18 protein-coding genes and 1 pseudogene are annotated in these 21,749 nt (G+C 54.7%); 6 read left to right on the top strand and 13 right to left on the bottom strand.

Annotated features, from left to right (window positions below):
• Positions 1 to 4 precede the first annotated feature (4 nt).
• Entirely contained in the window at positions 5 to 424 is a 420-nt protein-coding gene (nusB, locus tag JT31_RS07350; RefSeq protein WP_038475109.1) for a transcription antitermination factor NusB, read from the top strand.
• Positions 425 to 486: 62 nt separating this feature from the next.
• Positions 487 to 1,458 (top strand): thiamine-phosphate kinase, encoded by a 972-nt coding sequence (thiL, locus tag JT31_RS07345; protein ID WP_038475107.1) that lies wholly within the window; start codon positions 487 to 489, stop codon positions 1,456 to 1,458.
• 121 nt (positions 1,459 to 1,579) lie between these two features.
• On the opposite strand, the gene JT31_RS07340 is transcribed toward thiL, so the two are convergent.
• The 4 genes from JT31_RS07340 to xseB all read right to left on the bottom strand — a co-directional run bounded on the left by JT31_RS07340 (position 1,580) and on the right by xseB (position 5,773).
• A complete protein-coding gene (locus JT31_RS07340) occupies positions 1,580 to 2,554 on the bottom strand; it encodes an aldo/keto reductase (RefSeq protein WP_038475105.1) in 975 nt (324 codons plus the stop codon).
• 183 nt (positions 2,555 to 2,737) lie between these two features.
• Positions 2,738 to 4,600: a 1-deoxy-D-xylulose-5-phosphate synthase gene (dxs, locus tag JT31_RS07335; RefSeq protein WP_038475103.1), complete on the bottom strand. Its 1,863-nt coding sequence runs from the start codon at positions 4,598 to 4,600 to the stop codon at positions 2,738 to 2,740.
• A gap of 29 nt (positions 4,601 to 4,629) precedes the next feature.
• Positions 4,630 to 5,529, bottom strand: coding sequence for a (2E,6E)-farnesyl diphosphate synthase (ispA, locus tag JT31_RS07330; protein WP_038475101.1), 900 nt, complete (start codon positions 5,527 to 5,529; stop codon positions 4,630 to 4,632).
• Between the two features lies 1 nt (position 5,530).
• Entirely contained in the window at positions 5,531 to 5,773 is a 243-nt protein-coding gene (xseB, locus tag JT31_RS07325) for an exodeoxyribonuclease VII small subunit (RefSeq protein WP_038475099.1), read from the bottom strand.
• Positions 5,774 to 5,994: 221 nt separating this feature from the next.
• Here xseB and thiI point away from each other — a divergent pair, with 221 nt between their 5' ends.
• Positions 5,995 to 7,443: a tRNA uracil 4-sulfurtransferase ThiI gene (gene thiI / locus JT31_RS07320; RefSeq protein ID WP_038482909.1), complete on the top strand. Its 1,449-nt coding sequence runs from the start codon at positions 5,995 to 5,997 to the stop codon at positions 7,441 to 7,443.
• 176 nt (positions 7,444 to 7,619) lie between these two features.
• On the opposite strand, the gene yajL is transcribed toward thiI, so the two are convergent.
• The gene (gene yajL, locus JT31_RS07315; protein WP_038475097.1) at positions 7,620 to 8,216 is read right to left on the bottom strand and encodes a protein deglycase YajL; all 597 of its coding nucleotides are present in this window, start codon (positions 8,214 to 8,216) and stop codon (positions 7,620 to 7,622) included.
• Entirely contained in the window at positions 8,176 to 9,093 is a 918-nt protein-coding gene (gene panE / locus JT31_RS07310; RefSeq protein WP_038482906.1) for a 2-dehydropantoate 2-reductase, read from the bottom strand. Before panE ends, yajL begins: the two co-directional genes overlap by 41 nt.
• A 140-nt stretch (positions 9,094 to 9,233) precedes the next feature.
• On the opposite strand from panE, the gene JT31_RS07305 reads away from it, so the two are divergent.
• A complete protein-coding gene (locus tag JT31_RS07305) occupies positions 9,234 to 9,725 on the top strand; it encodes a YajQ family cyclic di-GMP-binding protein (RefSeq protein WP_008454581.1) in 492 nt (163 codons plus the stop codon).
• 15 nt (positions 9,726 to 9,740) lie between these two features.
• Here the strand turns inward: JT31_RS07305 and JT31_RS07300 are convergent, their stop codons facing one another.
• The 6 genes from JT31_RS07300 to cyoA form a co-directional block, all read right to left on the bottom strand.
• On the bottom strand, positions 9,741 to 11,105 hold the full coding sequence (locus JT31_RS07300; RefSeq protein ID WP_038475095.1) for an MFS transporter: 1,365 nt from the start codon (positions 11,103 to 11,105) through the stop codon (positions 9,741 to 9,743).
• Between the two features lie 299 nt (positions 11,106 to 11,404).
• Positions 11,405 to 12,292, bottom strand: coding sequence for a heme o synthase (gene cyoE, locus JT31_RS07295; protein WP_038475093.1), 888 nt, complete (start codon positions 12,290 to 12,292; stop codon positions 11,405 to 11,407).
• 11 nt (positions 12,293 to 12,303) lie between these two features.
• Positions 12,304 to 12,633: a cytochrome o ubiquinol oxidase subunit IV gene (locus JT31_RS07290; protein ID WP_038475091.1), complete on the bottom strand. Its 330-nt coding sequence runs from the start codon at positions 12,631 to 12,633 to the stop codon at positions 12,304 to 12,306.
• Entirely contained in the window at positions 12,633 to 13,241 is a 609-nt protein-coding gene (locus tag JT31_RS07285; RefSeq protein WP_038475089.1) for a cytochrome o ubiquinol oxidase subunit III, read from the bottom strand. The genes JT31_RS07290 and JT31_RS07285 overlap by 1 nt, the downstream gene beginning before the upstream one ends.
• Positions 13,231 to 15,222, bottom strand: coding sequence for a cytochrome o ubiquinol oxidase subunit I (cyoB, locus tag JT31_RS07280; RefSeq protein ID WP_038475087.1), 1,992 nt, complete (start codon positions 15,220 to 15,222; stop codon positions 13,231 to 13,233). The genes JT31_RS07285 and cyoB overlap by 11 nt, the downstream gene beginning before the upstream one ends.
• 19 nt (positions 15,223 to 15,241) lie before the next feature.
• Positions 15,242 to 16,204 carry a cytochrome o ubiquinol oxidase subunit II gene (gene cyoA / locus JT31_RS07275; protein ID WP_038475084.1) on the bottom strand — a complete coding sequence of 321 codons (963 nt, stop codon included), beginning with the start codon at positions 16,202 to 16,204 and terminating at the stop codon, positions 15,242 to 15,244.
• A gap of 542 nt (positions 16,205 to 16,746) precedes the next feature.
• Here cyoA and JT31_RS07270 point away from each other — a divergent pair.
• Together JT31_RS07270 and JT31_RS07265 are read left to right on the top strand one after the other, a co-directional pair.
• Positions 16,747 to 18,447 carry a molecular chaperone HscC gene (locus JT31_RS07270; protein WP_038475080.1) on the top strand — a complete coding sequence of 567 codons (1,701 nt, stop codon included), beginning with the start codon at positions 16,747 to 16,749 and terminating at the stop codon, positions 18,445 to 18,447.
• Between the two features lie 2 nt (positions 18,448 to 18,449).
• On the top strand, positions 18,450 to 19,769 hold the full coding sequence (locus JT31_RS07265; RefSeq protein WP_038475075.1) for a J domain-containing protein: 1,320 nt from the start codon (positions 18,450 to 18,452) through the stop codon (positions 19,767 to 19,769).
• Between the two features lie 47 nt (positions 19,770 to 19,816).
• Here the strand turns inward: JT31_RS07265 and JT31_RS07260 are convergent.
• Positions 19,817 to 21,329: pseudogene (locus tag JT31_RS07260) on the bottom strand (anion permease).
• Positions 21,330 to 21,749: the final 420 nt, after the last annotated feature.

Here is a 21,749-nt window from a genome sequence, read left to right as displayed (position 1 = left end):
ATCTGTGAAACCTGCTGCTCGTCGCCGCGCCCGTGAGTGTGCCGTCCAGGCGCTTTACTCCTGGCAGTTGTCTAAAAACGATATCGCTGATGTCGAATACCAGTTCCTGGCGGAACAGGACGTCAAAGACGTTGACGTTGTCTATTTCCGCGAGCTGCTGAGCGGTGTGGCTACCAACAGCGAGTATCTGGATGGGCTGATGAAGCCTTACCTGTCTCGTCTGCTTGAAGAGCTGGGTCAGGTGGAAAAAGCGGTACTGCGCATTGCGCTGTTTGAACTGTCCAAACGTGACGATGTGCCGTACAAAGTGGCCATCAACGAAGCGATTGAACTGGCGAAAACCTTCGGCGCCGAAGACAGCCACAAGTTCGTTAACGGCGTTCTCGACAAAGCCGCTCCCGCTATTCGTCCCCACAAGAAGTAATCTCCTGGCCGGGTTTTCCCGGCCACATTTTTTCTGCAACTGACATTCTTGAGGTATCACGCATGGCATGCGGTGAGTTTTCCCTGATTGCCCGTTACTTCGATCGCGTAACAAGTTCCCGTCGTGATGTGGAAGCCGGTATCGGCGACGATTGTGCGTTGCTGTCGGTACCCGAAAAACAGCTGCTGGCTATCAGCACCGATACGCTGGTCAGCGGCAATCACTTCCTGCCGGATATCGATCCGCGCGATTTGGGCTACAAAGCACTGGCGGTGAATTTAAGCGATCTGGCCGCCATGGGCGCAGATCCGGCCTGGCTTACGCTTGCAATAACGCTCCCTGAAGTGGATGACGCGTGGCTTGCAGCGTTCAGCGATAGCCTGTTTGAGCAGCTGGATTATTACGATATGCAGCTGATTGGCGGCGATACAACCCGTGGCCCACTTTCCCTGACGTTGGGCATCCACGGCATGATCCCTGCTGGTCGGGCGCTTAAGCGGAGCGGTGCAAAAGCCGGAGACTGGATTTATGTCACCGGTACGCCGGGTGACAGCGCGGCTGGCCTGGCGATCCTGCAGGAACGACTGCAGGTAGCGAACGCGCAGCATGCGGATTACCTGCTCAAGCGGCATCTGCGGCCAATGCCGCGCGTTTTACACGGCCAGGCGCTGCGCGATCTGGCCAACAGCGCTATCGATCTTTCAGATGGCCTGATTTCCGACCTCGGCCATATCCTGAAGGCCAGCAGCTGCGGGGCACGTATCGATCTTGATTTGCTGCCTTACTCCGAAGCGTTGCGTGAGCACGTAGAGCCGGAACAGGCGCTGAAATGGGCGATGTCAGGCGGTGAGGACTATGAGCTGTGCTTCACCGTGCCGGAGCTAAATCGCGGGGCGCTGGAAGTGGCTATCGGTAACCTGGGCGTGCCTTATACCTGTATTGGGCAGATTATTTCTGCGTCTGAAGGGCTGCAGTTTACCCGAGAAGGTAAGCCTGTGACGCTTGAGATGCAGGGTTACGACCACTTTTCTTAGTGGCTGACGGTGACCCTCACCCTAACCCTCTCCCTAAAAGGGAGAGGGGATTTAAAAGCGCCCTAAAGGGGAGAGGGAGCAAAACCCCCAGCTGATAACGTTGATCGGCAAGGGGAGGGCATTATTTATATCCCGCCACGGGATGGCGCTGATAAAGCGTCTCCAGCTCGGCAATCTCCTGCGGCTTCAGCGTTAAATCTACGGCACCCAGTAAATCATCCAGCTGCTCCTGCCTTGATGGGCCGATAACGGGCGCGGCGATACCCGGTTTGCTGAGCAGCCATGCCAGCGCTACCTGCGCGCGTGAGGCGCCTTTATCGGCCGCGACGTTTGCCAGCCGTTCAGCGATAAGCGCGTCGTTTTCGTTATTCGTCTGGTATAGAGACTTCCCAACTTCATCTGAAACAGATCTTGCCGTGGTATCGCCCCACGGGCGGGTCAGCTTGCCGCGCGCGAGCGGGCTCCAGGGGATCACCGCTATTTTTTCTTTGTAGCACAGCGGCAGCATATCCAACTCTTCTTCGCGGTAAATCAGGTTGTAATGATCCTGCATGGTGACAAACCGCGCCCAACCTGCCTGAGACTGCAAAGCCAGGGCCTGTGCGAACTGATCGCTGCGCATTGAAGAGGCGCCGATGTAGCGTGCTTTACCGGCCTTAACCACGTCGTTAAGCGCCTCAAGCGTCTCTTCAATGGGCGTGTCGTAGTCCCAGCGGTGGATTTGCAGCAGATCGACATAGTCGGTGCCGAGGCGTTTCAGGCTATCGTCAATCGAACGCAGGATCTGTGGGCGGGAGAGGCCCTGAGGGAGATCGCCGACTTTGTTGTAAACCTTAGTCGCCACGACGACATCCTCGCGGCGGGCAAAATCACGCAGCGCACGGCCCAGGATCTCTTCGCTGCTGCCGTCGGAGTAATTATTCGAGGTATCGAAGAAGTTGATCCCTTTATCCAGCGCGTGGCGGATGATTTCCCGGCTGCTTTCTTCGGGAAGCGTCCAGGCGTGGCTGCCGCGATCGGGTTCACCAAAGGTCATGCAGCCGAGGCAAAGACGGGAAACCTTAAGGTCGGTGGTGCCTAACGGGGTGTATTGCACGATGTCGCTCCTGCTTATGTTGTAGGGTTATCCTAAAAGCATAGCAGGCCGTACACGTCATACTTCAAACCACAGCGGTGTTGGCGGCGCTCTCATACCCGAATCACTTACCTGAGTAAGCTCATCGGGATATGTTCACTTGCCGTCGTGCTGTGGATTGAATTATTTAGTGTACGGATGAAGTTAACTTAGCCAGCCCCGAATCTTAGCTTCGATACCGGCGGCATCAAGGCCAATCGCGGCGCGCGCTTCTTCCTGGGTACCCTGAGGAATGAAGAAATCAGGCAGGCCGAGGTTGAGTACGGGCACAGGTTTGCGGTGCGCCATCAGTACTTCGTTCACGCCGCTGCCAGCTCCGCCCATAATGGCGTTTTCTTCAATGGTCACCAGTGAATCGTGGCCTGCTGCAAGCTCCAGAATCAGTGCTTCATCCAGCGGTTTAGCAAAACGCATATCGACCAGCGTGGCGTTGAGTGCTTCGGCGGCGGCGGCGGCTTCAGGCAGTAAAGTCCCAAAGTTCAGCAGCGCAATTTTTTCGCCTTCGCGCTTCACTATACCTTTACCAATCGGCAGTTCAGAAAGCGGTGTCAGCTCTGCACCGGTACCGGTACCGCGTGGATAGCGTACGGCGCTTGGGCCTTCGCTGTAGTGGTAGCCGGTATGCAGCATCAGGCGACATTCGTTTTCGTCGCTCGGGGTCATGATAACCATGTCCGGAATGCAGCGCAGGAAGGAGATATCAAAGGCGCCCTGGTGCGTCTGGCCGTCGGCACCGACAATCCCGGCGCGATCGATGGCGAACATCACCGGCAGCTTTTGAATGGCGACGTCGTGAATCACCTGGTCGTAAGCACGCTGCAGGAAGGTGGAGTAGATGGCAACGACCGGCTTATAGCCGCCAATCGCCAGGCCTGCTGCGAAGGTCACCGCGTGCTGCTCGGCAATCGCCACGTCAAAATATTGGGCAGGATACTGGCGCGAAAACTCCACCATGCCGGAGCCTTCACGCATGGCCGGGGTGATGGCCATCAGCTTGTCATCGTGGGCTGCGGTTTCGCACAGCCAGTTGCCGAAAATCTTCGAGTAGCTCGGCAGGCCGCCGGTGCTTTTCGGCAGCGTTCCGCTCTGCGGATCGAACTTTGGTACGGCGTGGAAGCTGATCGGATCTTTTTCCGCAGGCGCGTAGCCACGCCCTTTTTTGGTCATGATATGCAGGAACTGCGGGCCTTTCAGGCTGCGCATGTTCTTCAGCGTATTCACCAGGCCAATCACATCATGGCCGTCGATTGGGCCGATGTAGTTAAAGCCGAGTTCTTCAAACAGCGTACCCGGCACGACCATGCCTTTGATGTGTTCTTCGGTGCGCTTCAGCAGCTCTTTAATCGGCGGTACGCCAGAGAAGACTTTCTTGCCGCCTTCGCGCAGCGTCGAATAAAGCTTGCCGGAAAGCAGCTGCGCCAGATGGTTGTTCAGCGCGCCTACGTTCTCGGAAATCGACATCTCGTTATCGTTAAGCACGACAAGCATGTCCGGGCGGATATCGCCCGCGTGGTTCATCGCCTCGAAGGCCATGCCGGCGGTGATTGCACCGTCGCCGATCACGCAGACGGTTTTACGGTCTTTACCTTCTTTTTCCGCGGCAACGGCGATCCCGATGCCTGCACTAATAGAGGTGGAGGAGTGACCCACGCTCAGCACGTCGTACTCGCTTTCCGCCCGCCACGGGAACGGATGCAGGCCACCTTTCTGGCGAATGGTGCCAATTTTATCGCGGCGGCCGGTCAGAATTTTGTGCGGATAGGCCTGGTGGCCTACGTCCCAGATGAGTTGATCGAACGGCGTGTTATAGACGTAATGCAGCGCCACGGTCAGTTCGACCGTACCAAGTCCGGAGGCAAAGTGCCCGCTGGAACGGCTTACGCTGTCTAGCAGATAGCGGCGCAGCTCATCGCAAAGCTTAGGTAAGCTTTCTTTAGGCAGCACTCGCAGATCCGGGCTGGCATCCACCAGAGCAAGGGTCGGGTATTTGGCGATATCAAAACTCATCAGAAATCTAAACTCATCGTTGTTATGCGTTATTTATCACGGTGGATAATGTAGTTTGCCAGCGCTTCCAGTGCCGCCGTGTCCAGCGACAGCTCAGCAAGCTCGGCCAGAGCCTGCAGTGCTTCCTGATAGAGATCCTGCGCTTTTGCCTGAGCCTGTTCAAGCCCCAGCAGCGCCGGGTAGGTACTTTTGCCCAGCTGTTGATCGGCCCCCTGGCGTTTGCCAATGACAGCGGTATCACCAATCACGTCGAGAATATCATCCTGCACCTGGAAGGCGAGGCCGATACTTGCGGCATAGCGATCCAGAATCGGCAGGGCTTTGCGCCCTCGCTCTCCGGCACTTAATGCGCCCAGGCGAACCGCCGCGCGAATCAGAGCACCGGTTTTATGCAGATGGATACGCTCCAGCGCCGCCAGATCAATTTGCTTGCCTTCGGCGGCCAAATCCAGCGCCTGACCGCCGCACATGCCCGCCACGCCGCTGGCGGTTGCCAGTTCTGAAACCATAGCTAAGCGATCGGCAATCTCAACGCCCGGCATTGGCGCATCACTCAGTATAGAAAACGCCAGCGTTTGCAGGGCGTCGCCGGCCAGAATTGCGTTCTCTTCGCCAAATTTAATGTGGCAGGTTGGCTGACCGCGACGTAAATCATCGTTGTCCATCGCCGGTAAATCATCGTGGATCAGGGAGTACGCGTGAATACATTCCACGGCGGCGGCCGGTGCATCCAGCGCTTCGTCCGCTACGCCAAACATTTCACCGGTGGCGTACACCAGGAAAGGGCGCAGGCGCTTACCGCCTAATAGTGAGCCATAGTGCATCGCTTCAACCAGTGGACTGTTCTGAAACGGCAGCGGCGCCAGAAAGCGTGAAATGGCGTCATTGACCCGAACAACATGGGCCTGAAGCTGTTGATTGAAATCCATGTTACTCGGCGTCCGGGGTAAAAGGAGTCAGAGAGGCGTCTTCGCTGTCGCTCAGTAGGATCTGTACGCGCTGCTCCGCCTGCTGGAGTTTCACTTGCCCCTGGCGAGCCAGCTGCACGCCGCGTTCAAATTCGTTTAACGCCTCTTCCAGGGCGAGGTCGCCGCTTTCCAGACGAGTAACTATTTGCTCCAGTTCGACCAGCGCGGTTTCGAAGCTGGCCGGGGATTCAGTTTTTTTCGGCATAGTGAATGTCTGACTCTGTTTTAATTCGACGCCGACATGGTAGCGGAGTCAATGTGATTATCAAGCAGGCTCGTGCAAGTCGGTTAAGGTGCGCAGTCTTTGCGGGATGGTGATATACTTGCGCGCCTCGGATGCAGGTGGCATTACGCCGCTGCAAGTACTTCTTTTTATGCCCGCGTGCTGCGCAGTCAGCCCGGCTGACTAAACGAACCCTTACCGCCATGAAGTTTATCATTAAATTGTTCCCGGAAATCACCATCAAGAGCCAATCTGTGCGCATTCGCTTTATTAAGATGCTCACCGGGAATATTCGTAACGTTTTAAAACACTACGACGAGAGCCTGGCGGTCGTTCGCCACTGGGACAACATCGAAGTTCGCGCCAAAGATGAAAACCAGCGTATCGCGATTCGTGAAGCGCTGACCCGCATTCCGGGTATTCATCACATCCTTGAAGTAGAGGATGTACCGTACACCGACATGCATAACATCTTTGAGCAGGCGCTGGAACTTTATCGCGATAAGCTGGAAGGTAAGAGCTTCTGCGTGCGCGTAAAACGTCGCGGTAAACACGAATTTAGCTCTATTGAGGTTGAGCGCTACGTTGGCGGCGGCCTGAATCAGCACATTGAATCCGCGCGCGTTAAGCTCAACGATCCGGATGTGACGGTTAACCTGGAGATCGAAAACGATCGCCTGCTGCTGGTTAAAGGCCGCTACGAAGGCATCGGCGGTTTCCCTATTGGTACCCAGGAAGACGTGCTGTCGCTGATTTCCGGTGGTTTCGACTCCGGCGTTTCCAGCTATATGCTGATGCGTCGCGGCTGTCGCGTGCATTACTGCTTCTTTAACCTTGGCGGTGCCGCGCACGAAATCGGCGTTAAGCAGGTGGCTCACTACCTGTGGAACCGTTTCGGCAGCTCTCACCGCGTGCGCTTCGTGGCGATCAACTTTGAGCCGGTGGTCGGCGAGATCCTCGAGAAAGTTGAAGACGGCCAGATGGGCGTGGTGCTGAAGCGTATGTTTGTGCGTGCGGCCTCTCAGGTTGCCGAGCGCTATGGCGTTCAGGCTCTGGTGACCGGCGAAGCGCTGGGCCAGGTGTCCAGCCAGACGCTGACCAACCTTCGCCTGATCGATAACGTTTCCGATACGCTGATCCTGCGTCCGCTTATCTCTCACGATAAAGAGCACATCATCGATCTGGCGCGCGAAATCGGTACCGCTGATTTTGCCCGCACCATGCCGGAATACTGCGGCGTTATCTCGAAAAGCCCAACCGTAAAAGCGGTGAAGGCGAAGATTGAAGAAGAAGAGCAGAAGTTCGACTTCTCTATTCTGGAGCGCGTGGTTGCGGAAGCGACCAATATCGATATCCGCGATATTGCGACCCAGACTCAGCAGGAAGTGGTTGAAGTCGAAACGGTTAAAGCGTTTGGGCCAAACGAGGTACTGCTGGATATTCGTTCCAACGACGAAGTGGACGAGAAACCTTTTGTACAGGAAGGCGTTGAGGTTGTGGCGCTGCCGTTCTACAAGCTGAGCACCAAGTTTGGCGATCTGGACCAGAGCAAAACCTACCTGCTGTGGTGTGAGCGCGGCGTGATGAGCCGCCTGCAGGCGCTGTACCTGAGCGAGCAGGGCTTCAAGAATATTAAGGTGTACCGCCCGTAAAGGACTGACCCTCACCCCGGCCCTCTCCCTAAAAGGGAGAGGGAGAATTCGGGTTGTTATACCTGCCTAAAAGGGAGAGGGAGAATTCGGGTTAGTCTCCCCGCCCCTTTGGGGAGAGGAGGAACACCGTTCTGGTTCCCTCGCCCCTTTGGGGAGAGGGTTAGGGTGAGGGGCTCTTACTGATAATCCCTGAAGCTATAAATCCCCGCCGCCAGCACCAGCTGCTGCGACACTTCATGAGCCTTCTCGCGGCTCACCAGCAGGTCGATAATCTTCAACGCAAAATCAATCGCGGTTCCCGGCCCCTGGCTGGTGAGCAGGTTGACGCGTGGATCCCAGACAACGCGTTTATCCTGCCATTGTCCTTCCGGGATGGTGTCTTTCAGGCCAGGAAAACCTGTCATGTTGCCTATCGGGAACAGCTCGTGCGGGACCAGCACCGTCCCCGCTGCCGCGCAAATCGCCGCCACAATACGGCCAGACAGATGAAACTGGCGTACGGTTTCGACCAGCAATGGGCTGTCGCGGAAGCATTCAGCGCCTTTAAGGCCGCCGGGCAGCACGATGATGTCGAAGTCACCGTCGGCAACCTCAACCAGCTGCGCATCCGCCAGCAGCTTCACGCCGCGTGAGCAAACAATTTTCAGGTCGCCGTCGGGGGCTACGCTTGCAGTCGTCACCTTGATTCCGGCCCGGACCAGCAGATCGATAGTCGTAACCGCTTCGGTCTCTTCAGTGCCAGGTGCCAGGCAGACCAGCGCTTGTGCGCTCATATTCATTCTCCTTACGTTTAACCTGCTCATAGAGGCGGGCGTTCACCGGCACAGGGATGCCGTGTGCTCTCGCTCTGCGCAGCAGGTAGCCGGTGATATAGTCAATTTCCGTGTGGCGCTCCAGGAGGATATCCTGCAGCATCGATGAGGTGTTTTCTGAAGTACTATCAATGACCTGCCAGACGTAATCAAGAAGGCTTTCCTGCGAGGTATGGTGCCCCTCACGCTCCATCACCTGCGCCACTTCTTCACAGATGCTGGCAATTTCTTCTGCGTGGTTTTTCAGTTCGCCATTAGAACAGTCGTACAGCGCGGTCAGGGGGTTGATCGCGCAGTTTACCGCAAGTTTGTTCCAGCTCGCCGGCTGGATATTATTGTGCCATGCGACGTCCGGCAGCGCGGCATGCAGCATATCTGCAAGGTAGCTGTAGTCGCTGGCTTTCGCGTTGCCTGGGCCGATGTGGGTGGTGCCTGTGGCCACATGAACAATCACATTGCCGTCTCTTTTGGCCGCCTGAGTCGTTAACCCGAGCAGCAAGGGCTGAGGCAAACCGCCTAGCTCATCCAGCGTCCCCATGCCGTTATGCAGCAGCAAAATAGGGCAGCTTGAAGGTAGCTGGGAGGCCAGCGTGCGCACGGCATCGGAAACCTGCCAGGCTTTGAGCGTCACTAATAAGAGATCGCTGGTGGCGAGAAATTCGGGATCGTTAGCCGTGAAGGACTCGTTAAAAACGCTACCGTTAGTATTATCAAGCAGATTGACGTGGCAGTACGGCTGCGGTACGCGCAGCCAGCCCTGAAGCTCATGGCCTTGTTTATGTAGTGCGGCCAGCCAAAGCTGACCCAGCGCACCGCAACCCAGCACGGTGATTTTCATCATTGCCTCCCCATTCGCCGACTTCGCGAATGCTAAACTTACTTTCTATTATAGCGTTATCGACTTTCCAGCTCTTTAACAGGTTGTTTTGCGCCGTCCAGCGGGTATTATGCAACGCAAACCAGAGAGGGAGAAAACACATGCCATCTTTTGATATCGTTTCTGAAATCGACCTGCAGGAAGTGAACAACGCGGTAGAAAACGCCGAGCGCGAGCTGGCCACCCGTTTTGACTTCCGCAACGTGCCGGCAAGCTTTGAGCTGAATGAAAAAAATCAGACCATTAAAGTCGCCAGCGAATCTGACTTCCAGGTAAACCAGCTGCTGGATATCCTGCGCGCCAAGCTGCTTAAGCGCGGCATCGAAGGCAGTTCTATTGATGTGCCTGAAGAGTTTGTTCACAGCGGCAAAACCTGGAGCGTGGAAGCTAAGCTGAAACAGGGTATTGAAGCAAGCGTTGCTAAGAAAATCATTAAGCTGATTAAAGACAGCAAGCTAAAGGTTCAGACCCAGATCCAGGGCGAGGAGATCCGCGTCACGGGTAAGGCTCGCGATGATTTACAGGCCGTAATGGCGCTGATTCGTGGCGGCAATCTGGGGCAGCCGTTCCAGTTTAAGAACTTCCGCGACTGACGGTTTGAGGGGCGTTTACGCCCCTTTCACCACCTGCTCAATCTCATACCTGTTCGTCAGCTTGCTGTCGATTTTCACGTACGCGCTGCGTTCTTCTGGAATGATATTCGCTTCGCTCACGCCCGGCTGAGCCAGCAGCCTTTCCCGCAAATTCTCGTCGTTCACGCTGCTTTCCGGTAGCTCAATACGCAGGCTACTGACGTACGGCGGTTCCTGCATCGTCCAACTGACGAATAGCCAGACCATTGCCAGCACCGCGCCCGCCAGGAAGACGGTTTGTGAATCAAACAGCCCGTTCAGCCAGCCGCCGAGCGACCCGCCGATAGCCACGCCGATAAACTGGCTGGTGGAGTAGATCCCCATCGCGGTGCCTTTATAGCCCGCCGGAGATTCTTTGCTGATAAGCGAGGGAAGAATAGCTTCCATCAGGTTGAACGCGAGGAAGAACAGCTGCACGCCAATCACCAAATCCCAGAAATGCGGGCCTGCGCCCCAAAGCACGATCTCGGCAATCAGCAGCACCGCCACGCAGCCAACAAACACGTGCTTCATGCGGCGTTTAACTTCGGCATAAATGATGAACGGCACCACCGAAACAAACGAAATCAGCATGGTGCAAAGGTACACTTTCCAGTGCTGAGCTGCTGGAAAACCAGCCTGCTCGAGCTGGCCCGGCAGGGCGACAAAGGTGGACATCAGCATGATATGCAGGCACATGATGCCGAAATTCAGCTTTAACAGCTTCGGCTCCATCATCACTTTGCGGAAGCAGCCCTTAACCATCCCCGACTCGCGGTTTAGCACGTGCGTTTCGGTATTCGGCACCACCCAGAGAGTGATCAGAATGCCGCAGCTGGCCAGGACGGCAATCATCCAGAACAGCGCCTGCAGGCCAAGCGCCTGGGTAATGATCGGGCCGAGCACCATGGCGATAGCGAAGGTTACGCCGAAGCTGACGCCGATAAAGGCCATGGCTTTGGTGCGGTTCTGTTCGCGGGTTAAATCGGACAGCAGGGCCATCACCGCGGCAGCGATAGCGCCGGAGCCCTGGAGCGCACGGCCTAAAATCACGCCCCAGATGGAGTCGCTAAGGGCGGCAATAATGCTGCCGAGCACAAAGATTGCCAGCCCGCCGACGATCAGCGGTTTGCGCCCAATGCGGTCTGAGAGCAGGCCAAACGGGATCTGGAAGACGGCCTGCGCCAGGCCATAGATACCAATGGCAAGGCCAATAAGCGCTTCGCTTGCGCCCTGCAGCGCCATCCCCCAGGTGGTAAGAACCGGCAATACCATAAACATGCCCAGCATGCGCAGGGAAAAGACGGTGCCTAAACCCCACGTCGCTCGCAGCTCGACGGGCGTCATTTTGTAATCGTTCATTACCACCTCAGATAAAAAGTCGGCCTTAGTGTAGTGCGAGGGCAGGGGAGGGTAAATCGTTAGTTATTTAACAGATATTACAGCGCGGATGCTTTGATGATACTGATAAAAAAGGGCACCGAGGTGCCCTTTCAGAGCGTTGAGAGAGTTCTCTATGCCTAAAAGCATTTTTCGCCAACGACTATACAATAAAGGATTCAGTTTTCTGGCGTTAACCAAACAAGTCAAAACCACGTTTTTGGCTTGTTTGCCACCAAATTAAAAAGGGCACCGAGGTGCCCTTTTATGCTTTTCGTGACTTACCAGACGTAAGTCAGCAGATTATGTGAGTCTGGCACCATAAAGTCGACCGACATCATGACGCTGAGCGAGGTAATGGCCACGATAGAGAAGATGAACAGCTTGCGCGCCCAGACCTTATCGTCTTCCACCTTATAGCCTCGCAGCGCCATGCCCAGCCACCAGACGCTGACCGCCGCGGCGACGATCAGGTATTTGTATCCGGCATACCCGCCCAGGGAGAGCATCAGCGTTGCCACCGCAAAAGCGATGATGTACAGCGTGATGTGGTTCTTGGCGACGGAAATGCCTTTTACCACCGGCAGAACCGGGATGTTGGCGGCCTGGTAATCTTTAAAGCGGAAGATGGCAATCGCGTACGAGTGCGGCATCTGCCACAGGCTAAAGATAGCCAGCAGGATAGCGGCGCCGGTGTCGAACTCGTTGGTTACGGCGCAGTAGCCAATAACCGGAGGAGCCGCGCCGGACAGGCTGCCAATCAACGTGCCGTAGACAGAGTGGCGTTTCATGTACAGGCTATAAACCCCGACATACACCACAAAGCCCATCACGGCCAGCCACATCGCCAGCGGATTAGCGCCAAACCACAGCAGCATGAAGCCAGCAATACCCAACAAGGTGGCGTACACCAGCGAAATTTTCGGTGAAATCAGGCCTTTAACCAGCACCCGATTCTTCGTTCTCTCCATCTTCTGGTCAATGTCGCGGTCGATAAAGTTGTTGTAGACACAACCCGATGCGACCACCAGTGACACGCCAACCAGCGTATAGAGGAACAGCGGGTAATTAATGCTGCCCTTCGAGGCCAGTAAAAATCCCCCAATGACAGAAATTAAATTACCGAAAATAATTCCTGGTTTCGTTACTTGCAGGTATTGCTTAATCATACATGCCGCTCTTAGTGAACCATCATGTTCAGGTTGAGGTTCCACATAATCCAGATCGAGCCGATCACCAGAATGGCAATAATCAGCACCGTAAAGGCGAAGGCCACCAGGTTCCAGCGCTCACTCGAAGAGGTGTTCAGATGCAGGAAGCACACGAGGTGCACCAGAATCTGTACTACCGCCGTCACCAGGACCACGGCAAGCATGGTGCCGTGAGAGGCCGTCCCTTCCATCACAATCCAGAACGGGATAGCCGTCAGGATGATGGACAGGATGAAGCCTGTCATGTAGGTCTTCACGCTACCGTGGTGGGCGCCGCTATGTTCAGTTGAATGACTCATTACATTGCCCCCATCAGATAGACTACGGAGAATACACAGATCCAAACCACGTCAAGGAAGTGCCAGAACAGGCTCAGGCACATCAGACGCGCACGGTTGGTGTTGGTCAGGCCGCGACGGGAAACATGAATCATCATGAAAGCCATCCACACCAGACCGGAGGTGACGTGCAGACCGTGGGTGCCAACCAGCGCGAAGAACGCTGACAGGAAGCCGCTGCGATCCGGCCCGAAGCCTTCCTTGATCAGGTGATGGAATTCATAGATTTCCATCCCTACGAAGCCCGCACCGCACAGGAAGGTCAGCGCCAGCCAGGAGATAACCTGGCTTTTGTTGCCTTTGTTCATGGCGATGATCGCCATGCCGTAGGTGATGGAGCTGACCAGCAGCAGGGCAGTTTCGACCATCACGAACGGCAGTTCGAAGATGTCTTTCCCTGACGGGCCGCCTGCGGTGCCGTTCACCAGAACGGCATAGGTCGCGAACAAGCAACAGAACAGAATGCAGTCGCTCATCAGGTAGATCCAGAAACCAAAGACCTTATTGGTTCCTGCATCGTGGTGCCCGTGCTCCGCGGCGTGGGCGTTATTTACAGTCTCAGTTGCCATTTTTCAGCCCTGCTTTGGTGAGTTCTTCGAAATGCTGATTTTCCAGTTTTTCGACTTCAGCCACCGGAACATAGTAATCCACATCTTCGTCGAAGCTTTTCGCAATCCAGGTGATGATGATGCCGGCAAAGCCAACGATCGCCAGCCACCAGATGTGCCAGATCATGGCAAAGCCAAACACGGTGCTGAATGCAGCGATGATAATACCGGCAGCGCTGTTGCGCGGCATATGAATCTCTTCATAGTGCGCAGGCTGTTTGTACGCTTCGCCTTTCTCTTTCATCTCCCAGAATGCATCACGCTCGTGAACGTGCGGCAGATGGGCGAAGTTATAGAACGGAGGCGGAGAAGAGGTTGCCCACTCCAGCGTACGGCCACCCCATGGGTCACCGGTCAGATCGCGGTTCTGCTCGCGGTCACGGATAGAGACGTAGAACTGAATCAGCTGGCACAGAATGCCCAGAGCGATCAGCGCCGCACCACAGGCCGCAACAACCAGCAGGGTGTGGAACTGTGGATCGATCTGCTGGCTCAGACGACGGGTCATACCCATGAAGCCCAGCACGTACAGCGGCATAAACGCCACGAAGAAGCCGATAATCCAGAACCAGAAGGCGCGTTTGCCCCAGGTTTCGTTCAGCGTGAAGCCGAACGCTTTTGGCCACCAGTAGGTCAGACCTGCGAAGCAACCGAAGACCACGCCGCCGATGATAACGTTGTGGAAGTGTGCAATCAGGAACAGGCTGTTGTGCAGCACGAAGTCCGCACCCGGCACCGCCAGCAGAACACCGGTCATGCCACCGATAGAGAAGGTGACGATGAAGCCAATGGTCCACAGCATCGCGGAGTTAAAGACGATGCGGCCCTGATACATGGTGAACAGCCAGTTGAAGATCTTCACCCCGGTCGGGATGGCGATAATCATGGTGGCAATACCGAAGAAGGCGTTTACGTTCGCACCGCTGCCCATGGTGAAGAAGTGGTGCAGCCAAACGATGAACGACAGAACGGTAATCGCGATGGTCGCCCACACCAGAGAGGTGTAACCGAACAGACGCTTTTTAGAGAAGGTTGCAACCACCTCAGAGAACACGCCAAACACCGGCAGCACCAGGATATAAACTTCCGGGTGGCCCCAGGCCCAGATGAGGTTGATGTACATCATCATGTTGCCACCCATATCGTTGGTAAAGAAATGGGTGCCAAGGTAGCGGTCGAGGGTCAGCAGCGCGACGGTCACGGTGAAGATTGGGAACGCTGCGATAATCAGTACGTTAGTACATAGCGAAGCCCAGGTGAACACCGGCATTTTGAACATAGTCATACCCGGGGTACGCATGTTCAGAATGGTCACGAAGAAGTTAATACCTGTCAGCGTAGTACCGATACCGGAGAGCTGAAGCGCCCAGATCCAGTAGTCGACCCCGACGCCAGGACTGTACTCAATGCCCGATAGCGGTGGATAAGCCACCCAGCCGGTCTGTGCGAATTCGCCCACGCCCAGTGACAGGTTAACCAGCACCACGCCGACAACGGTGAACCAGAAGCTCAGGTTGTTCAGGAACGGGAAGGCAACGTCACGTGCGCCAATCTGCAACGGCACAACCAGGTTCATCAGGCCGATAACAAAAGGCATCGCCACGAAGAAGATCATGATAACGCCGTGGGCGGTAAAGATCTGATCGTAGTGGTGAGGTGGCAGGAAGCCGGCTTCGCCCGCGGAGGCCAGCACCTGCTGGCTACGCATCATGACCGCATCGGCAAAGCCGCGCAGCAGCATGACGATAGCGACGATAACGTACATTACGCCAAGGCGTTTGTGGTCAACGGAAGTTAGCCACTCTTTCCATAAATATTCCCACTTACCGAAGTAAGTGATAGCCGCAAGCAGCGCCAGTCCCCCGACGATGATTGCCGCAACCGTAACCATGACAATTGGCTCATGGTACGGGATTGCATCCAGTGTAAGTTTTCCGAACATCGTATTATTCCTCGGCCCCTTAGTGAGAGGTTTCCGCGTGACTCATGTCCATGCCTTCCATACCTTCCATGCCTTTCATATCGTCATGGGAAGCCTGTTCACCTTCCGGCCTGGCCATGTGCATGCTCCCGTGTCCCATGAATTTGTTAATAACTTCTTTAAACAAATCAGGTTTAACACTGGAGAAGTATTCGACTTTGTTGTATTCGCTTGGCGCGGCCAGTTTCTCGTAGGTCGCCATATCGTTCATGACTTCTGGAGACTGTTTCGCTTTAGCCACCCATTGGTTAAAGGTGTCCATGTCCGGCGTGGCAATTGCCTTGAACTTCATGCCGGAGAAACCTTTACCGCTGTAGTTTGACGAAATACCGTCGTAGGTGCCGGCTTCATCAGCAATCAGGTGCAGTTTGGTCTGCATGCCTGCCATTGCGTAGATTTGGCTACCCAGGCGCGGGATAAAGAAGGAGTTCATCACCGAGTTAGAGGTGATTTTGAATTCCACTGGGGTGTTGGCCGGGAAGGCTATCTCATTCACCGTAGCGATACCCTGCTCCGGATAGATGAAGAACCATTTCCAGTCCATGGCGATAACTTCGATGGTCACCGGCTTCGCTTCATGTTCCAGCGGACGGCTAGGTTCAAGAGCGTGAGTGGTTTTCCAGGTCAGTACCGCGAGGAAGATAACGATAAGGATAGGAATCGTCCAGACGACAGCTTCAACCTTGTTCGAGTGCGACCAGTTTGGGCTGTATTTGGCGTCTTTGTTTGAAGCCCGATACTTCCAGGCAAAACCGATAGCCATTGCAATTGCAGGGATAACGACAATCAACATCAGGCCGATGGCCGTCAGTATCAATGAACGTTGTTCCAGTCCGATCTGTCCTTTGGGATCCAGGAGTGCAGAATCACAGCCACTAAGTAAAAATGCGCCTGCGATTAATGACAACCATCCCAAACTTTTATTGTATTTCCTGAGTCTCATTTAACGACCTCAATTCCGGGGAGCTCTATTGTCGTTTAAAGTGTGCCGGCATTTTACGGGAAGGTTACATTACTGTAAACATGAATGGCGCAGTGTCAGTAGGGTGTTACCGGGTTCTGCCGCCGATGTCACACAGAATGCAACAAACTGTAAAATCTAGCGTTGGCACGCGGGCCCTGAAGGTTATAACGAAAACCTATGTTTGCGGAAATAGACCGGGGAAATTGGTATAACCAATCAGTTTGAAATACATTTGGTTAACAATACGGCAGCATTTGTCACATATTTCCAACAAATATTAATTTCGCACCGGGCTGAATCGTTAAGGATAATCTTTTAATGCTTATTGAACAAAGTAATTAAAGAAAACTGTATTTAATTACGATAAATAGTCCTCGACGGTAACACTTATAGACCTGAGTAATTAATAGACAATAAAAGTAACTACCCGGTATTAATTACTTCATCTTAATGAAAAACATCGATGAATACGGCGGGATTGAGGCCGCTGAATATCCATCACTCTTCACAGGGATAAGGCAATGACAGGACACGTATCACCCATTATTGGCATCGATCTCGGTACCTCCAATAGCGCAGTCTCCTGGTTCAGCGAGGGCGCAGCGACGCTGGCTTTAGGCCAAAAAGGTGAGCGCTTAACGCCTTCCGTTGTCGGGCTGGATGATGAAGGGCACCTGCTGGTGGGCGAGGCGGCAAAGGCTCGACTGGTTAGCCATCCTCATCTGACGGTTGCCAGTTTTAAGCGCTATATGGGCACCGAGAAAGTTTTCACCCTCGGCAAACAGTCATTTCGTGCCGAAGAGCTTTCCGCATTAGTGCTGCGAAAATTAAAAGCCGATGCCGAAGTTGCGCTTGGTTGTGAAATCACGCGTGCGGCTATTACCGTTCCGGCTTATTTCAATGACTCCCAGCGCAAAGCAGTTAAAGCCGCAGGGCAAATGGCCGGGCTGGAGGTTGAACGCCTCTTAAACGAGCCTACTGCGGCAGCACTGGCCTACGGATTAGCCGACAGCCGCGAGCAAAAGTTCCTGGTCTTCGACTTAGGCGGCGGTACATTTGATGTTTCCATCGTGGATATGTTCGAGGGCGTGATTGAAGTCCGCGCCAGCAGCGGCGATGCCTGGCTTGGCGGCGATGATTTTACCGAAGCCCTGCGCCAGTGGATGCTGAGCGGCTATCCCCAGCTGACGCTGGATAACCCAGAGCTTGCCGCAAACCTGACCCGCCAGGCCGAATCCCTGAAACAGCAGCTCAGCAGTCAGGACAGAGCCAGCGCGAAGCTGGTTTATGCAGGGGAAGAATTTAGCTGGGATCTCAACGAAGAGACTTTCCAGGCGTGCTGCAGCGCGCTGCTGTCCCGCCTGAAAAAACCGGTTGTTCAGGCGCTGCAGGATGCGCAATTCGACGTTGCGCAACTCGATCACGTTATTCTGGTCGGCGGCGCAACGCGTATGCCTCTGGTACGCCAGCTGGTGACCCGAATGTTTGGTCGCTTCCCGCGTAATGAACTGAACCCCGACGAAGTCGTGGCGCTGGGGGCAGGCGTTCAGGCCGGACTGATTGCAGAAGACAAAGCTCTGGACGACGTGGTGCTTACCGACGTCATGCCTTATTCACTGGGCATTGCCGTATCGCGTCGAAACGGCGACAGGGTAGAAGAAGGTTTTTTCTCGCCGCTGATCGAGCGCAATGCTTTTGTGCCGGTAAGCGTAATGCAGACCTTCAGCACCATGAACGACAACCAGCGGCAGATAGATATTGAGGTCTACCAGGGGGAATCGCGCAAAGTCAGCGACAACCTGCTGCTGGACAGCATGTCGATTAAGATCCCTGCGCGCAAAGCGGGAGAGGTAAGCGTGGACGTACGCTTCACCTATACCCTCGACGGCATTCTGGAAGTGGAATGCAAGATTAGCGGCGAGCAAAGCGCCTCGACAATGGTGATTGAAAAAGCGCCGGGCACGCTCAGCGCCGAGGAAATTGCGAAGCGTTTAAAACAGCTTGATGCCCTTAAACAGCATCCTCGGGATGTGCCCGAAAACCGCCAGCTGGCTGCCGAGGCGGCAAAACGCTATGAGCAGACGCTGGGAGACAGACGCCAGATTATCGATCATTACGCCACGCAATTTGAACAAGCGCTGGAGCGCCAGGACCTGCGAATTATTGCCGCCGCGCGGGACGAACTGCGCCGGGTGTTAGACCAGCTTAACGACGGACTGTAAACATGGCGACGATATGGGATGTGCTGGGCATTGAGCCCACAACGGATGAACGTGAAATTCGTCGCGCTTATGCCCGCGAGTTAAAGCTGCGGCGGCCGGACAAAGATCCGCAGGGTTTTCAGGCCCTGCGCGAGGCGTTTGATAGCGCCAAACGCTATGCCAGTTCGGCGGTCGTCCTGTATGAAGACGCTGAAAGTCTGCCGGAGAAACCTGAACCTACGCCTATGGTGGATTATGTTCGGCAACTGATGCAGGAGCAGGCATCTTCGCCAGAAACGCCCTGGAGCAAAAATGAACTCTGGGAAAAAGCGCAGGCAATTTCGGCGCTTTTAATCAGGGATGAACTCGAAGGCTTGGGTGAGCTGCACCGCTATCTTGATAATGAAATCCCCGATGCGCTTGAGGCCAGGCATGCGTTTAGCCTGATGCTGGCCGAATCGCTAAGCGAGCAGTCCTGGCTTTACCGCAGCCTGTTAAATGAAGTTTCTGCGGTAATGGACTGGCAAATTGATAACTACCGTTCATCTCAACTGCCGGACTGGATAGTTCATGCTCTTGAGCAGCAGATTGCTATTACCGACCAGGAAAACTATTGGCAATATCTGGCCCGGCAGTACGGCGGCAGCCGTTATGGACAGTTGAAATGGCGTTTGCTGACGGAAAAGGACACGGAGATTTCATGGTGGGTCAGGCTGATTCCGGATCTCCTCTCGCAGCTGGCGGGTCAGGTGGGGGAATTACGCCAGCAGTCCCCTGCATTGCTGGAGCGCCTTAATCCATCGCTTCTTGAGGTACTACAAAAACCCACTCTGGCGCTTAGCTGGGGAGCCATCATTGCCGTACTTTTCTGGGGATATACGGCCTGGTTGCCGGGCCATGAGTCACCGAAAATGGCGCTTCAGGCTGGCGTCATGCTGGCCGTAGTGGCGACTTTTCTCTGGGGATATCCATTTCTTGAGCGCCGGTTTGAATCCGGAGGCGCGGCAGGCAAATGCGTTCATGCTTTTTTCTGGCTGGCGTCGGGGCTGCTTCTGGCGATGGCTTTCTATAGCGCCTGGCGTGGGGCGAGCGCATGGCAGGGAAAAGATGCCATAACGATGCGGGCGCTGGTTATCATGATCTTCCTTATTGTCCCGGTCGGGTGGGCGCTTTGGCAGCGGCGCAGCGACTGGCGTAACTTGCCGATCAGAATTGTGGTGGTGGTCCTGATGTTCCCCGTTTTGTTTATCCGCCAGCTTCCTCCACTGGTGAATATCCTGGGCATGATATTGCTGCCGATGCTTTACGGCATCATTATCGAAATGGTCTATTTCATAAAATAAAAAAGCCCCCGGTATACGCCGGGGGCTTTCATGTCAAAAGCCGTGCATCAGAACATCAGCACCATCCACGGGTAGCTGATAAGCATCAGTGAACACAGGAAAATGGCGCCAAAGATGGTGCCCATTCGCCAGTAGTCTTTGGTTGGCAGATAGCCGCTACCGTAGTAAATCGGGCTTGGGCCGGTGCCGTACGGGGTGATGATCCCCATTACGCCGAGCGACGTGACCATCATCAGGCAGAAGACCGGCATATTAATCCCCGGAATAGACGCGGCAATGGTCAGGGTCGCTGGCAGCAGGGCGGTGGTGTGCGCCGTGGTGCTGGCAAACAGATAGTGCAGCAGGTAGAACGCAACCAGCAGCATCACCGCCGACACTTGCGGATCGAAGCCGTGCAGCAGCGCGGCACCTTCTTTCCCAAGCCAGGCGATAAAGCCCACGCGTGCCAGGCCATCGGCCAGCGCCACCAGGGTGGCAAACCAGGCGAAGGTATTCCAGGCTGGTTTATTGCTGATAATGTCGTTCCAGTTCAGTACCCCCGGTCCACAGCATCAGGATAATCACCAGCAGGGCAGCCATCGCTGGTTCAATCCACGCGGCAGCGAAAATCCACATTAGCAGGGCGCTACACACGAACAGCAGCAGCAGGATTTCGTTGCGAGACAGTTTGCCCAGTTTTTCCAGCTCAGCGGCAGCCCATTTCGGCACTTCGTCATTGACCTTCACTTCAGGCGGATAGAACCAGTAGGCCAGCAGCGGCATCGTCAGGATCAGCAGCACGCCCAGCGGCAGGAAGGCCAGGAACCACATCCCCCAGGAGATCTCGAAGCCGATGATGCTTTTCACCAACGCCAGCGCCAGCAGGTTAGGCGCCAGCGCGGAGAGGAACATCGAGCTGGTGATACAGGCGGCGCTGATTGCGACCCACATCAGGTAAGAGCCAATTCTGCGCGAGCTTGGATCGTTCGGCAGAGAGCCATAAAGCGGCGGCAGGTTGGCAATAATCGGGTAGATGGTGCCCCCGCTGCGCGCGGTGTTAGACGGCGTGAACGGCGCAAGGAGCAGGTCGGCGAAGGTAATCGCGTAGCCCAGCGTCAGGCTGCGGCGGCCCAGATACTTCACCAGAATCAGCGCCAGTCGACGGCCAAACTGCGTCTTGTCGTAGCCGGCGGCAAACATAAAGGCGCCGAAAATCAGCCAAACGGTGGAGTTGCTAAAGCCGCTGACTGCCCACTGGAACGACTGGCTGGCCAGTTTAAACTTAGGATCCGCCAGTTCCGCCGGGCTGAACAGCAGCCACTGGCTAAACAGCGCAATCACCACGACGCCCGTTAGCCCGATCACCGCCCCCGGGAGCGGCTCGAAGATCAAGCCGACAATCACGCCAACGAAGACGGCGAAGAAGTGCCACGCATACGGCTCTAATCCTGCGGGAACCGGAAGCAGTAATATAATTATGCTGATCAGGATCGGTAAAAATAGCAATATAAAGCGCTTTTTATTCCCCGCGTTTGGGGGCGGGGATTTCGCCGTCTCGCTTATTGTTGAGGTGTTAGTCATAGCCTGTGCCTTAAAGTTATCATGATGAATTCGATTAATATTCCCTGCGAAACCTGTTTCCTGACTTTTATTTCTACCTAATCTTTTATAGGCAGAATTTGATGCATTCATGATAGTTTTTTTAATCGGTGCAAATCTAACCGCTCATCGCACCAGATTCCAGCCTCCCTTTAACCTCATATTTAATGTGTGATAGCCTGCTGTTTCTTGATTTCGTCATCATACTGAAAAAACAGGTGATTATCCCTTATTCTACGCATTGCTAAACCTTGTCAGGTATTTGATTTTGGTTTTTGTTAAGCAAAAAACCAACGTTTTTATTTAACTAAAAAAATTGCTCTGTTTATATCCATAGTCTTTACACGGTTAAAGATCAAATCGTAAGCTGATGTCAATCTACCGCTTCGCTTACGGCCAGGC

It is taken from the genome of Cedecea neteri (genome assembly GCF_000757825.1).
Taxonomy (GTDB): Bacteria; Pseudomonadota; Gammaproteobacteria; order Enterobacterales; family Enterobacteriaceae; genus Cedecea; species Cedecea selenatireducens.
The sequence above is the reverse complement of the archived record's forward strand: the minus strand, read 5'-3'. Positions and strand labels throughout refer to the sequence as shown.

Coding starts and splice junctions, on each gene's coding strand:
- thiL (WP_038475107.1), top strand. CDS start 487: ATGGCATGCGGTGAGTTTTCCCTGATTGCCCGTTACTTCGATCGCGTA.
- dxs (WP_038475103.1), bottom strand. CDS start 4,600: ATGAGTTTTGATATCGCCAAATACCCGACCCTTGCTCTGGTGGATGCC.
- ispA (WP_038475101.1), bottom strand. CDS start 5,529: ATGGATTTCAATCAACAGCTTCAGGCCCATGTTGTTCGGGTCAATGAC.
- xseB (WP_038475099.1), bottom strand. CDS start 5,773: ATGCCGAAAAAAACTGAATCCCCGGCCAGCTTCGAAACCGCGCTGGTC.
- thiI (WP_038482909.1), top strand. CDS start 5,995: ATGAAGTTTATCATTAAATTGTTCCCGGAAATCACCATCAAGAGCCAA.
- yajL (WP_038475097.1), bottom strand. CDS start 8,216: ATGAGCGCACAAGCGCTGGTCTGCCTGGCACCTGGCACTGAAGAGACC.
- panE (WP_038482906.1), bottom strand. CDS start 9,093: ATGAAAATCACCGTGCTGGGTTGCGGTGCGCTGGGTCAGCTTTGGCTG.
- JT31_RS07305 (WP_008454581.1), top strand. CDS start 9,234: ATGCCATCTTTTGATATCGTTTCTGAAATCGACCTGCAGGAAGTGAAC.
- JT31_RS07300 (WP_038475095.1), bottom strand. CDS start 11,105: ATGAACGATTACAAAATGACGCCCGTCGAGCTGCGAGCGACGTGGGGT.
- cyoE (WP_038475093.1), bottom strand. CDS start 12,292: ATGATTAAGCAATACCTGCAAGTAACGAAACCAGGAATTATTTTCGGT.
- JT31_RS07290 (WP_038475091.1), bottom strand. CDS start 12,633: ATGAGTCATTCAACTGAACATAGCGGCGCCCACCACGGTAGCGTGAAG.
- JT31_RS07285 (WP_038475089.1), bottom strand. CDS start 13,241: ATGGCAACTGAGACTGTAAATAACGCCCACGCCGCGGAGCACGGGCAC.
- cyoB (WP_038475087.1), bottom strand. CDS start 15,222: ATGTTCGGAAAACTTACACTGGATGCAATCCCGTACCATGAGCCAATT.
- cyoA (WP_038475084.1), bottom strand. CDS start 16,204: ATGAGACTCAGGAAATACAATAAAAGTTTGGGATGGTTGTCATTAATC.
- JT31_RS07270 (WP_038475080.1), top strand. CDS start 16,747: ATGACAGGACACGTATCACCCATTATTGGCATCGATCTCGGTACCTCC.
- JT31_RS07265 (WP_038475075.1), top strand. CDS start 18,450: ATGGCGACGATATGGGATGTGCTGGGCATTGAGCCCACAACGGATGAA.